The sequence below is a fragment of the Arthrobacter sp. NPDC080073 genome, assembly GCF_040686575.1.
Taxonomy (GTDB): domain Bacteria; phylum Actinomycetota; class Actinomycetes; order Actinomycetales; family Micrococcaceae; genus Arthrobacter.
In genome coordinates, this window is the sequence record NZ_JBFBKR010000008.1 from 23,116 (window position 1) to 36,270 (window position 13,155).

The 13,155-nt window shown below is 64.1% G+C and carries 8 protein-coding genes and 1 tRNA gene; 6 read left to right on the forward strand and 3 right to left on the reverse strand.

The window, feature by feature from the left end; genetic code table 11:
* The first annotated feature begins 57 nt into the window (after positions 1–57).
* Positions 58–936 carry an undecaprenyl-diphosphate phosphatase gene (locus AB0O52_RS11125; protein ID WP_364537493.1) on the forward strand — a complete coding sequence of 293 codons (879 nt, stop codon included), beginning with the start codon at positions 58–60 and terminating at the stop codon, positions 934–936.
* Positions 937–1,059: 123 nt separating this feature from the next.
* Positions 1,060–1,839: a VOC family protein gene (locus AB0O52_RS11130; protein WP_364537495.1), complete on the forward strand. Its 780-nt coding sequence runs from the start codon at positions 1,060–1,062 to the stop codon at positions 1,837–1,839.
* 118 nt (positions 1,840–1,957) lie between these two features.
* Here the strand turns inward: AB0O52_RS11130 and AB0O52_RS11135 are convergent, their stop codons facing one another.
* Positions 1,958–3,949 carry an FAD/NAD(P)-binding protein gene (locus AB0O52_RS11135; RefSeq protein ID WP_364537497.1) on the reverse strand — a complete coding sequence of 664 codons (1,992 nt, stop codon included), beginning with the start codon at positions 3,947–3,949 and terminating at the stop codon, positions 1,958–1,960.
* Positions 3,950–4,008: 59 nt separating this feature from the next.
* Here AB0O52_RS11135 and AB0O52_RS11140 point away from each other — a divergent pair, with 59 nt between their 5' ends.
* The 3 genes from AB0O52_RS11140 to AB0O52_RS11150 all read left to right on the forward strand — a co-directional run bounded on the left by AB0O52_RS11140 (position 4,009) and on the right by AB0O52_RS11150 (position 7,904).
* Positions 4,009–6,270, forward strand: coding sequence for a prolyl oligopeptidase family serine peptidase (locus AB0O52_RS11140; protein WP_364537499.1), 2,262 nt, complete (start codon positions 4,009–4,011; stop codon positions 6,268–6,270).
* Between the two features lie 98 nt (positions 6,271–6,368).
* A tRNA-Ser gene (locus AB0O52_RS11145) sits at positions 6,369–6,456 on the forward strand.
* A 365-nt stretch (positions 6,457–6,821) separates the two neighbouring features.
* Positions 6,822–7,904, forward strand: a complete 1,083-nt coding sequence (locus AB0O52_RS11150; RefSeq protein ID WP_364537501.1) for a hypothetical protein — start codon at positions 6,822–6,824, stop codon at positions 7,902–7,904.
* An 88-nt stretch (positions 7,905–7,992) separates the two neighbouring features.
* Here the strand turns inward: AB0O52_RS11150 and AB0O52_RS11155 are convergent, their stop codons facing one another.
* Positions 7,993–9,432 (reverse strand): MFS transporter, encoded by a 1,440-nt coding sequence (locus AB0O52_RS11155; RefSeq protein WP_364537503.1) that lies wholly within the window; start codon positions 9,430–9,432, stop codon positions 7,993–7,995.
* A complete protein-coding gene (locus AB0O52_RS11160; protein WP_364537505.1) occupies positions 9,429–11,600 on the reverse strand; it encodes a RecQ family ATP-dependent DNA helicase in 2,172 nt (723 codons plus the stop codon). Before AB0O52_RS11160 ends, AB0O52_RS11155 begins: the two co-directional genes overlap by 4 nt.
* 124 nt (positions 11,601–11,724) lie before the next feature.
* Here AB0O52_RS11160 and AB0O52_RS11165 point away from each other — a divergent pair, with 124 nt between their 5' ends.
* Positions 11,725–13,143, forward strand: coding sequence for a phosphomannomutase/phosphoglucomutase (locus tag AB0O52_RS11165; protein WP_364537507.1), 1,419 nt, complete (start codon positions 11,725–11,727; stop codon positions 13,141–13,143).
* Positions 13,144–13,155: the final 12 nt, after the last annotated feature.

Genomic DNA, 13,155 nt, shown 5'->3' on the forward strand with positions numbered 1-13,155 from the left:
GCTGCCTCCCAGCAAACGTTCATCTCCCAGTAACCGGTGCTGGCTAGGATCGAACCCATGATTAATATGATCCAGGCCATCGTTATGGGCCTGTTGCAGGGAATCACCGAGCTCTTCCCGATTTCCAGCCTCGGCCACAGCGTCATCTTGCCCAAACTCTTCGGTTGGGGCCTGGACCAGAAGGCGCCGGAATTCCTGAACTTCCTCATAGCCACACACCTGGCTACAGCAGTGGTGCTGTTCTTCTTCTTCCTCCGGGACTGGATTGAAATCGCCAAAGGCCTTGGGCGTTCCATCCGGGACAGGAAAATTGCTCCGTCAGACACGTATGCAAAGCTCGGCTGGCTCCTCGTGGTTGGAACCGTGCCTGCCGGAATCATCGGTTTGGCCCTGGAAAAGCCCATTCGGAACCTCTTTGGTTCCCCTCTGATCGCTGCCGCTTTCCTGGTTATCAACGGACTCGTCCTTTTTGCGGCCGAACGTCTGCGGACCAGGGAAAACCGCCGCGCGGCGGCGCAGCCGGTGACGGCAACGGCTTCCGACGCCGAAATCGCCACTTTGTCGTGGAAGCGTGCCTTGGGAATCGGAACGGCCCAGGCAGCCGCCCTGATCCCGGGAATCTCCCGCTCCGGCTCGTCAATGGCCGGCGGCTTGCTGTCCGGGCTGAACAACGAGAACGCCGCACGGTTCAGCTTCCTGCTCGCGACGCCGATCATCGGTGCGGCCGCCGTGCTCAAGCTGCCGGACCTTTTCACCCCGGCCATGGCCGACGAGCGCGGCGTGTTCCTGGTTGGTGCGCTGTGCGCGGGCGTGGCGGCCTGGTTCGCCACCAAGTTCCTCCTTCGGTTCTTTGAGACCCGGACGCTGACGCCCTTCGCCATCTACTCGGTGGTTGGCGGCGCGATCTACTTCATCTTGATGCTCGTCATGGGCTAGGTTCCGCTGAAGGCATTGACCCAGCCATTGAAACTGTCAGGGGCCCCGCATAGGGTTTTGACTGTCTCCACCACCCACTCATGAAACCGTGGCAACAACCGCGGTAACGACACAGGAGCAAACATGCCCACGCCTGACATCACCCCCGGCTCACCTTGCTGGATCGACCTGATGACCTCGGACCCGGAGAAGGCAAAGTCCTTCTACAACACGCTCTTCGGCTGGACCTACGAGACCGGGGACCAGGAAAAATACGGTGGCTACATCACGGCCTCGAAGGACGGCAAGATGGTGGCCGGGATCATGCAGAAGCAGGAAAACATGGCCCAGATGCCCGATGTCTGGTCCACCTACCTGCGCACTGACGACATCAAGGCAACCACCGAAGCTGCCGTCGCCAACGGCGGCCAGGTCTACATGGAACCCATGGAAGTCCCTGACCAGGGAACCATGGCCATGTACGCGGATTCCTCCGGAGCAGCCATCGGCGCCTGGCAGTTCGGCGAGATGAAGGGCTATCAGCTGGCTGCCGAAACAGGCGCACCCGCCTGGCACGAGCTCTTCGCCAAGGAGTACGACTCGGCAGTCTCCTTCTACCAGAATGTCTTCGGCTGGGAAACGACCGTCGTGGGCGATACCCCGGAGTTCCGTTACACGACGCTCGGGGAGGGTGACAACTCCAAGGCCGGCATCATGGATGCTTCCGGTTTCCTCCCGGCCGAGGTGCCGTCCTACTGGGGCGTCTACTTCGCGGTGGACAAGGTCGATGACACCATCGAGCAGGCCACCGGCTTGGGCGCCACGGTTGTCCAGGCAGCTGAGGACACCCCCTACGGCCGGATGGCCACCCTGACCGACCCGACGGGTGCGATCTTCAAGCTCATCGAAAACCAGGCTTCATAAGCCCGCAACATCACGGATGAGCATGCTCTCCCCCGGCCCCCGCGAATGGACATATCAGGATTATGTCCACTCGTCGGAGCGGACGGGGAGCATGCTCATTTTGATTGGGGGAACATGCTCATTTTTGGAGGGGAAGGCCGAGCATGTCCCTTGCGATTTCGTCGGCGTCGCGGAGGGTCCGTTGGCCGCTTCTGTAGCTGATGCCATCGGAAGGCCGGGCTTCCGCGGCGATGGCCGTCCCCCATTGGGTCGAGGAAAGCTGCAGGCCAAGGACGTACATCCCCGGAGTGACCGAACCATTGGCGCCCACCAGTCGGTAGGGGTGCGGCTGGACATCCAACCCTGAGGTCTGCACGGGCGTTCCCTCGGCAGTCATCATCACCTTGGGCCGCACCAACCCGTCGGCGAGCAACTGCCGCAGGAACGGAGAAACACTCACGCCCACCCGGTTCGCCGGTGACATCGCCTCGATCAGGGTCCTGGCTTCCGCGGCGTCGGCGTGCACCCAGGCAGACACCGCGCGGAAGACGCCTTTGGAATGATCAACGCTGAACCGCGGATCCGGGCCCACGAAACTCACGACGCCGGCACGCGCCAAAGCGGCCAACTGTTCGGCGCGCAGGGCGGGAGGACCGCTCGCGAGGCCCTCAACGAAGGATTCGAACCAACCCCGAAGCTCGCCCACCCACGATTCGTCCGTGATGCCGCCGTCGGCCACGGCACTCTTCAGGATGGCCCTTCCCGTGTGCAAGGCACCGATGGCCATCTTCACGGGATCTGCTTCCCCGAGCGCGGAGCGGCGGGCGTCGTCGTCCAGATAGTCCACGACGGCGGCGTCGAGCTCCTTCCCGGACGCGAAGGAACGCCCGGCCAAAGGCGCGGCGAGGCCCAGCAGGTCAAGGCGGCGCGACGCGGCTACGTGCGTGGAGACCAACTCCGCGACTTGGTTTTCCCATCGCCCGGTGGCATGCGCGTGTGGCCGCAACACGTCTTCCAAAGCCGCAAGGAATTCAGTCGCATCAGACACGGCTACGGGTTCCGCCAGGACCAACGTTGAATAGTAGGCCCACAGGGCGTCCCGATGCAGGAGGGGCCAAAGGTCGTGATCGAAGCCGGGTTGGATTCCTGCCGCGGCGAAGCGTTCCACCGCGCTCTCGGTCAGATACCGCAAGCGCACGGACCTGGGATAGTAACCGTCCAAGCCGGCCTTGGCCCGGTACGGGGTGCCACGCCTGGATGCCGCGACGATCTTCGGTTCCCGGCCCGACGGCAAGTACTTGAGCGTCCCCTGGAGACCGTCTTCGGCGGGCATGAACTGCCCCCCGCGGCCTTCGGTCAGCTGGCCCATGACGTCGAAGAAATTCAGGCCCATGCCCCGGACCAGGACCGTCTCCCCCTCCGGGACCAGGGCCCAGTCCACGTCGGCAGGTGCGGCCGGCGGCACGTACAGCAGCCCAAGCTCCGCTGCCACTTCCCTGAACGAACGCTGCTCCGGGTTGAGCCGGGATTCAAGGTGGCCCAGCGCGAGGACGAGGGAATCCACGGTGAGCCGGGCGCCGTCGTCGAGTTCGACGTCGAACCCTCCGCCCGCGGGCTTGTCCGTCGAACCGTCCGCCGGCCCGCCCGGCAGGGGACGCGCCGCCACGGCGTTGTTCCGGTGAAACGCGATCTCGACGCCGGCAGGGACACGGTCCAGCAATTCCTCCAATGTGGAGCGCAGATACCGCCCGTACAGGGCACGGCTGGGAAAGTCGTGGGAAGCGAGTGCGGCAAGTTCGGCCCGTTCCTCGGGGTTCAGGCCCGGGCCGCCGACGGACCGCTGTTCCGCCCGCCATTGCTCGAAGGAGCCCCCGGCCAGGGGTGGCGCGAGTTGCTCGTCCTCGGGGATCAGTGTGGGGTAGAAAGACTGCGTGTTCATGAGGTACAGCCGGGATTGATCGGGCTGCCAGACGTGCCCTGGCCCGGCGGGATAGGGGTCCACGACGTCGATGTGCAGGGATCGCGTTTGGGTTTCCATCGCAGCCCAATTGGCGAGCAAACGCTCCAGCACACTGGTGCCGCGGGGGCCTGCCCCGATCAGCCCGACCCGAATGTTCTGCGATTTACCCACGCCCAAGCCTAACTTCTTGTGACTTGCTTCCTTCTCAGACAGTCGCTCTAGGATGAGGGATGACCACCACAGCAGCTGATCAAGCGCCCGCGCCCGACAACGAAACTGCCCAGGGAACCGCAATCGCCCCCGAGCCTGTCGACGAGAATATCTGGCTCGAAGACATTCACGGCGAGGAACAGCTGGCCTGGGTGCGGGAGCAAAATGCCCGCACCGAAGACTTGCTCGACGACGCCGACTACGCCGCCTTGGAAGCCGGAATCCTGGAGGTTCTGGACTCCACGGACAGGATCGCCATGGTCAACAAGCGTGGCGAACATTACTACAACTTCTGGAAGGACCAGCAGAACCCCAAGGGCCTCTGGCGACGCACAACATGGGAAAGCTACCTCAGCAACGCACCGGAATGGGACGTGCTGCTCGACATCGATGCGCTGGCCGCCGCTGAAGGCGAAGAGTGGGTTTTCCACGGCGCCAACTTCCTGCGCCCGGCCGAAGGCGAACCGCACCGCCTCGCCATCATCGCCCTCTCCCCCGACGGCGGTGACGCCAACCGCCACCGCGAGTTCGACGTCGAGACCCGCACCTTCGTGGACCCTGCCGCAGGCGGGTTCGACCTCCCGACCGCGAAGGGCAACGTGAGCTGGCTCGACGCCGATACCCTGCTGGTTGCCACCACCGCCGACGGCCTGCCCAAGACCAGCTCGTCATACTCGCGCACCGGCGTGAAGCTTCGCCGGGACCAATCCCTGGTTGAAGCCGAACGGATTTTCGAGATTCCCGAAGACCACATGATGGCCCTCGTCGCCCACGACTCCACCCCGGGTTTCGAACGCACGTTCGCGGTCGACTGGATCGACTTCTTCAACCGGACCACCTCTGTGCTGCGTGAAAACGCGTGGCTCGCCATTGACGTCCCCACCGACGTCAACCTCAGTTCCCACCGCGAATGGCTCATGTTCCGTCCGCGGCAGGACTGGAACGTGGACGGAACCACCTACGCCGCCGGGTCTCTGCTGGCTTCCGACTTCGAGGGCTATCTAGCCGGGGCACGCGACTTCACGGTGCTTTTCACCCCGGATGAGCACACGTCCCTCCAATCGTGGAGCTGGACCCGGAACTACCTCCTCCTGAACCTGCTGCACGACGTCTCTTCCGAAATCAGGGTGCTCGACCCAGCCCGCAAGGACTCCGCCGGCGGGTGGGCCTCGACGTTGCTGGACGCGTGCCCGCCGCTACACGATGTGAACGCCTACGCCGTCGACGACGAGGACGAAGCAGAAGGCGACGACGCCGGCAACGACTACTGGCTCGTGGCAACCGGCTTCACCACCCCCACCACGCTCATGCGCGGCACCTTGTCCCGCGGAATCGCCGGCTACACGCTCGACGCGGGCGATGACGGCGGAGTGTCCAGCACCCACGCGGTGGTGAAGTCCTCGCCGTCGTTCTTCAACGAGGCGGACTACGAGGTCCAGCAGCACTTTGCCACTTCGGCAGACGGCACGCGCGTGCCCTATTTCCAGGTGGCGTCCAAAGATCTTGACCTCGACGGCGAGAACCCCACGCAGCTCTCGGGCTACGGCGGGTTCGAGGTCTCAAGGACCCCGGCCTACAACGGATCCATCGGGCGCGCCTGGCTGGAGCGCCGGAGCGAAAGCATCACGACCGAAGATGGCTCCGAGGCGCATTCGCGTGGCGGCGTCTACGTCGTGGCCAACATCCGCGGCGGCGGCGAATACGGTCCCGCGTGGCACCGCGCAGCCTTGCAGGCGAATCGACACCGCGCGTTCGAGGACTTCGCCGCCGTGGCGCGGCACCTCATTTCGCGGGGTGTCACCAGTCCGCGGCGGCTCGGCTGTGTGGGCGGCTCCAACGGCGGACTGCTGGTGGGCAACATGCTGACCCAGTACCCGGAGCTGTTCGGAGCCATCTCCTGCGGCGTCCCGTTGCTGGACATGCGCCGCTACACCAAGCTTTCCGCCGGCTACTCCTGGATTGCCGAGTACGGCGACCCCGACGTCCCGGAACAGTGGGAGTACATCCGCACCTTCTCGCCGTACCACCTGCTCCGCGACGGCGTGGAGTACCCGGAGACGTTCATTTGGACTGCCACCTCCGATGACCGTGTGGGCCCGGTCCAGGCGCGGAAGATGGCAGCCCGGATGCTGGCGATGGGCATCCCGAACGTGTGGTTCCACGAAGCACTTGAAGGCGGCCACGCGGGAGCCTCGGACAACCGCCAAGCGGCCTCGCTCCAAGCCCGCAGCCAGCACTTCCTGTGGCGGGCCCTTGCGGGCAAGGAGGGCCCTGGGCACTAGCGCCCCCTAAGGATCAGAGCGCCCGACGGCGGCCCGCACCCCCGTTTTGCGCTGGGTGCCCAGTTCTGCGTATCCTTGGTTGGCTAGCAATAGCAACTGGAGACGTGCCAGAGCGGCCGAATGGGCTTCACTGCTAATGAAGTGTGGGGCACAACTCCACCGGGGGTTCAAATCCCCCCGTCTCCGCGTTTTGGCCCCGGTCCCTGACCGGGGCCTTTTTGCGTCCTTGGAGCTTTTGCAAGGGTTCGCCGTCGCTCGGATGTCGGATTCTGCTCAATCACTCGAATGGACAAATTCCGGGCCCGCGGAATCACGGGACCGGCACATTCGGCGAAGAGAGTGATCCAGCAGAATCCGACGGTGTCCAGCGCCAGGCCGTGCGGCGGCGGAATGACCGGGGGGCGCCGAACGAGGTGAGGAAGCAAGCCCCTCCCATACACACGTTTTGTCGTCAGAACCTGGCGGGGAAGATTCATGTCTCCGACTCTTTGAATTCAGCTCGCGCCAATAACCTCGTCCGGGTAATGGAGACCAACGACGAGGAGAGATTCATGCGTTCAATAACGAGATTCGCGACCGCAACGGTTGGGGCCGTCCTGCTTTCAACCACGTTGCTCATGTCGCCTGCAGTGGCGGCCGGCGACGGCGGCAACTCAGGACAAAACGGTGCTAACGGCAACGGACACCAAGGCAATACCGAGGGCTTCAGCTTCGGCGTGATCGGGGACGTGCCTTACGGTGACGCCGAGATCCGGGCCTTCCCGTCTTACATTCAGGACCTGAATGCGCACAAGGAACTGAGTTTTGTAGCACACGTGGGCGATATCAAAAACGGATCCTCGCAGTGCACGGACCAATACTTCGAAGCCATCAAGAAGAACTTTGACAGCTTTACCGTCCCGCTCGTCTATACCCCGGGCGACAACGAGTGGACTGACTGCCACCGAACGAACAACGGCGCCTACAACCCCTTGGAAAGACTGGCCAAGGTCCGGGATGTCTTCTTCCCGAAGCCCGGATTCACACTTGGCGCACCGATGACAGTGAAGTCACAGGTAAAGGAAGGCTTCCCGGAGAACGTCAGCTTCCGCAAGCATGAGGTCGCCTTCACTGCCGTCAACATTCCGGGCAGCAATAACTCGATGCTACCGTGGACCGGACTTGGCCAGACCCAGCCCACCGCCGCCCAACTTAACGAGGTGCAGCAGAGGACCGATGCTGACATCCAGGAGTTGAGGGACACGTTCCGCAAGGCACGGAACAACGGTGACCGGGCCGTCGTCGTGATGACGCAGGCGGACATGTTCGATCCGACAGTCGCGGCCCCTTCCCAGGCGGATTTTGGTGCTTTCAAGCCCCTGGTGCAGACCTTGATCGAGGAGTCGAACGCGTTCGGCGGCCCGGTCTATCTCATCAACGGTGACAGCCACGTGTACAACCAGGACCACCCCCTCGCGGCCGGCTCCACGTGGCTGTCTTTTTACGGCCAGGCCACAGCAGCGAAGAACCTGACGCGAATCACCGTCGATGGATCCAACAATGCGAAGGACTGGCTCAAGGTCACGGTCAACCCGGAGGATGCACCGAGCGTCATGTCGTTCGACCGGATCCCGTTCACGCACCCGGCCTCGTAGCTAAAGCAATCCAAACAGGACGCCGGGCAGCCAAAGGTCGCCGGAATCTCCCTAGTGGGGGTTCCGGCGACCGGCGTCCCCAAGCACCCTAGCCCCGCCGTTTCTCGGGTTTGCCCACAACACTGCGACTGACTTCAGCTCCGGCGTGCCGGTGCAGCGTGAGGCTGTCCACGGTGCTCAGGAGCATCACTGCCGCCATGGCGAGGAAAGCTCCCCGGTACGCCGAGGAAGGGCCGTCGCCGAAGAGCGACACATGGTCGAAGAGTCGCAGGAAGAGCGCACCCACGGCAATGCCGCCACCTGCGGCCAGTTGCACCAAAGTAGCTGACACGGCGTTGGCCGAGGGAAGCTCCCCTGGGACGATATCCGCATATTGCACGGAGGCATACGCCGAGAATCCGATCGAGCGGAAGGCCCCGCTGGCCAGCAGCAACGCAAAAATCAACGGCTCCGGGGTCCCCGCGTTGAGCGTTGCACAACCGGCAAAGGTGACGGCCGAGGCGAAAGAGGCGAAGACCAACACGGGTTTGAAGCCGAAGCGCCGAATGATGGGGGTCGTGGCGGGCTTGATTCCGATGTTGCCGATGAACACCGCGGCCACCATGGCACCGGATTTGAGTGGATCCCAGCCAAAGCCGTCCTGGAACAACAGCGGCAGCAGAAAAGGCACCGAGCTGATCGTCAGGCGATAGACGAACCCTCCGGTGGAGGTGGCCCGGAACGTCCGCGTGGCGAAAACCCGGAGATCGAAGAGCGGAGCCTTGGCTTTGAGCATCCACCAGGCCGCTCCGGCCAAAGCCAGTGCCCCGGCCAGCAGCACGGCGGCCGGGACCGCACCCCCGCCATGACCGCCAACTCCTTCAAGGCCCACCACGAGCGATCCGACGCCGAAGGTGGTAAGCGTGAGCCCCACCCAGTCGAGCCGACGGGCGGCATCGCCTCCCGTTCGAGGAACAAGCCTCAGGGCTGCGATGAACGCAGCAAGCCCCAGCGGTACGTTGATCAGGAAGATCCAGTGCCAGGAAAGATAGGTAGTGAAAGCTCCGCCCACAAGCGGTGCCAAAACGGGGGCCAGCAACCCGGGCCACACAAGGAACGCCGTGGCGCGGAGGAGCTCCGACTTGGGTGTGCCCCGCAGCACTACGAGAGTCCCGACAGGCACCATCATGGCCCCGCCGGCCCCCTGCGCCACCCGGCTCAAGGTCAGCAGGGTGAGGTCCTGGCTGGCCGCGCACAACAGCGAGGCCAGGGTGAACACGGCGATCGCCAGGCAGAAGATCCGACGCGCACCGAAGCGTTCCGCGAGCCAGCTGCTGAGCGGTATTCCCATGGCCACAGTCACCAGGTAGGCAGTCATCGTGATGTTGACATCGGCCGAGACCACTTTGAAGTCGGCGGCGATGCTCGGCATGGCAGTAGTAAGGACTGTTCCGTCAAGGAACTCCATGAAGAAGGTGGCTGCAACCAGCAACGCGAGCCGTGGCTGCCACTTGGATTCGGACTGGACGTCCGGGACTGCGCCGGTCACGCTGCTTGACCGAGGACGAGAGGCAACACAGATCCTGCCCCGGCTTGCCTGAGGGCGCGGCCGGCAACGGTCATTGTCCAGCGGCTGTCCGCCAGGTCATCGACGAGGAGGATGCCTTGACCGCCTAGCGACGCAAGGTTCTGTCCAAGCTCGGGACCCACGACGAGGCGCTCCCAGACACCGGCCAGCCGATAGGCGCTGTTGCCACCGCGCCCGCCCGTGGGTCCGCCGTGCTGGAGTTGAAGGGAACCCAAATACGGCATCTGGCCGATGCCGGCTATGCCGCGGGCCAAGGATTCGACCAGCGCCGGCTTGTTCCTGGAGGGGATGCTCACGACGGCTGCCGGACGCCCTTGGCCGCTCCACCCGGTGGATCGGCCGTCTCCGGCAGACCACTCCCGCAACACCTGCACGCAGGCCTGCAGCATGGCAGGTTCAACCTCGCGGTCAGTCGCCCCGGCGGCAAAGAGCTCACGGAGGGCACCGCCCCAGCCGAGGTCGGTCAGTCGGGCCAGGACGCGTCCTTCGGCCAGCAACTCCTCAGGCTTGATCTTGCCTTTCACCGTCACGCCCAGCCGGTCCATGCCGCTGGGCCATTGAAGCCGTGGCTCGAGCGCAAGACCCGCGCGCCGAAGCGTCTGCCCGGCGGCGTCGGCGGCCGCTGCTGCCACGTCTGACGGGAACCACTTGCCGGCGCAATTGTCGCAACGGCCGCATGCACGTGCGGATTCGTCGTCCAGGACCGCGGTGATGTATTCCATGCGGCATCCAGCGGTGTCCTGGTAAATGACCATAGAATCCTGCTCGTCCACCCGGGCCTCGGCGATGCGGGCGTAGCGTTCGGCGTCGTAGATCCACGGCCGTCCCGTGGACGTCCACCCACCGCCGGCGCGCTCCACCGCTCCATCCACGGCCAGGACCTTCAGCAGGAGTTCCAAAGGCGTCCGGCGCAGGTCCACCCGCGCTTCAAGGGCCACCGTGGACAAGGCAGAGCCGGATTCGGCCAGGACGTTGAGTACGGCCGAGGCTTTCTCCTCCGAGGGCATTGAAGCAGTCGCAAAGTACTGCCAGATCTCGCGGTCCTCGGATCCGGGCAGGAGGAGCACATCGGCGTTTGCGGCGCCACGGCCGGCACGGCCAACTTGCTGGTAGTAAGCCACCGGCGACGACGGGGCACCAAGGTGGATGACGAACCCGAGATCCGGCTTATCGAAGCCCATCCCGAGCGCCGAGGTGGCCACCAGCGCCTTCACTTCGTTGTCCTTGAGGAGTTGCTCCGCCCGTTCACGATCCGCGGGGTCCGTCCTCCCGGTGTAGGACAAGACGTTGTGGCCTGCCTCGGAGAGCAACCGGGCGGTGTCTTCAGCGGCCGAAACGGTCAGGGTGTAGATGATTCCACTGCCTGGCATATCTGCCAGATGGGTCAGCAACCAGCCAAGGCGATCCCGCGAGTCGGCGAGCTTCAAGACACCCAGCCGCAAGGACTCCCGGCCAAGCTCCCCACGGATGGTCAGCACTCCGGCGCCGAGCTGTTCTTCGATGTCGTGGACCACCCGGGAGTTGGCCGTCGCCGTGGTGGCCAGCACGGGAACACTGCCGGGCAGTTGCTCGATGAGATCGGAGATGCGCCGATAGTCGGGACGGAAATCGTGACCCCAGTCCGAAATGCAGTGTGCCTCGTCAATTACCAGGAGACCGGTACGGCGGATGAGCTCGGGAAGCTGGTTTTCCCGGAACGAAGGATTGGTGAGCCGCTCCGGCGAAACCAGGAGAACGTCCACCTCGTCAGCGGCGAGCTGTGCGCGGACGTTGTCCCACTCAAGCTGGTTGGCGGAGTTGATCGCTACGGCCCGCACCCCGGCACGTGCTGCTGCTGCCACTTGGTCCCGCATGAGTGCGAGCAGCGGCGAAACGATGAGGGTAGGCCCTGCGCCGCGGCGCCTCAACAACAACGACGAGACGAAGTACACCGCCGACTTGCCCCAGCCCGTCCGCTGCACCACCAAAGCGCGCCGTCCGGCGTCGACGAGGGCCTCTATCGCCTCATACTGGCCGTCGTGGAATCGGGCGTCCGCATTTCCCACAAGCTCCTTCAATACTTCAAGGGCCTGCGTCCGGGTGATGGACTGTTCTGCTGCAAGTAGGGCAGCATCCGGGTTGTTGGGCATGGCTTCAGTATTCCAGCACCCGCAGACAGCCAGAACCCGGGACGTCATCTATGTGGACAAGCGTTTTCCACACAGATGACCTTTCGGCGCAGTGACCACCCCGCTCCACAGTAAGATTGAGCCCGTGACTAGCGAGCAGAACAAGACATTTGACCTCTCGGCTTCCTTCAAGGCCTATGACGTCCGGGGAATCGTCGGCGAATCGATCACATCCCACATCGTGGAATCCGTCGGCGCGGCCTTCGTCGACACCCTCGGCCTCGCCGGGGAGACCGTGCTGGTTGGCGGCGACATGCGCCCGTCATCTCCCGAATTCATCAAGGCATTCGCCGACGGCGCCGCGCGCCGCGGCGCCAATGTCCAGCTCCTGGACCTCATCTCCACCGACGAGCTCTACTACGCTTGCGGTGCCCTCAATGCGGCCGGTGCCACGTTCACCGCGAGCCACAACCCTGCCGAGTACAACGGCATCAAGATGTCCAAGGCCGGCGCCCAGCCGATCTCCTCCGAAACAGGCCTCAAGGAAATCCAGGCGCTGGCGGAGAACTACCTCAACAGCGGAAGCATCCCTGCTGCAGATGTGCAAGGCAAGATCAGCACCCGCGATGTCCTGAAGGACTACTCCGAGTACTTGCGCGGCCTGGTTGACCTCAAGGGCTCCCGTCCGCTGAAGATCGTCGTCGACGCAGGAAACGGCATGGCCGGGCTGACTACTCCCGCAGTCCTTGGTGACCAGTTGCTTCCTGCCCTGCCGTTCGAGATCGTCCCCCTCTACTTTGAGCTGGACGGCTCGTTCCCGAACCACCCCGCGAATCCGCTTGAGCCCGAAAACCTTCGCGATCTGCAAGCCGCAGTCATCGAGCAACGTGCAGATATCGGCCTGGCGTTCGACGGCGACGCCGACCGCTGCTTCGTGATTGATGAGAAGGGCGAACCCGTGTCGCCGTCTGCCATCACCGGGATGGTTGCGCGCCGGGAAATCGCCCGCGCACAGGCCGCGGGTGAAAAGACCCCCGTGATCATCCACAACCTGCTGACCTCGCGGGCCGTCCCGGAGCTCGTGGCGGCGGATGGTGGCAGGGCCGTGCGCACGCGTGTGGGGCACTCATTCATCAAGGCTGTCATGGCCGAAGAAGGAGCGGTCTTCGGCGGCGAACACTCGGCGCACTTCTACTTCCGCGATTTTTGGAACGCGGATACCGGCATGCTCGCGGCCATGCACGTCTTGGCGGCATTGGGCGAGCAGGATGGCCCGCTGTCCGACCTTGGCCGCCAGTACGAGCCTTATGTCTCTTCCGGTGAAATCAATTCCGAAATCGAAGACAAGGCGGGAGCCATTGAGCGGGTCCGCGCCGAATTTGATGGCGAAGACGTCGACGTGGACACCATGGATGGCAGCACCTTCACCGCGAAGGACGGCAGCTGGTGGTTCAATCTGCGTCCGTCCAACACAGAGCCTTTCCTGCGGCTGAACGCCGAGGCGAAGGATGTTGCCACGATGGAAAAGGTGCGGGACCGCGTCCTCGCAATCGTCCGGTCCTAGCCGGCAGCCCCG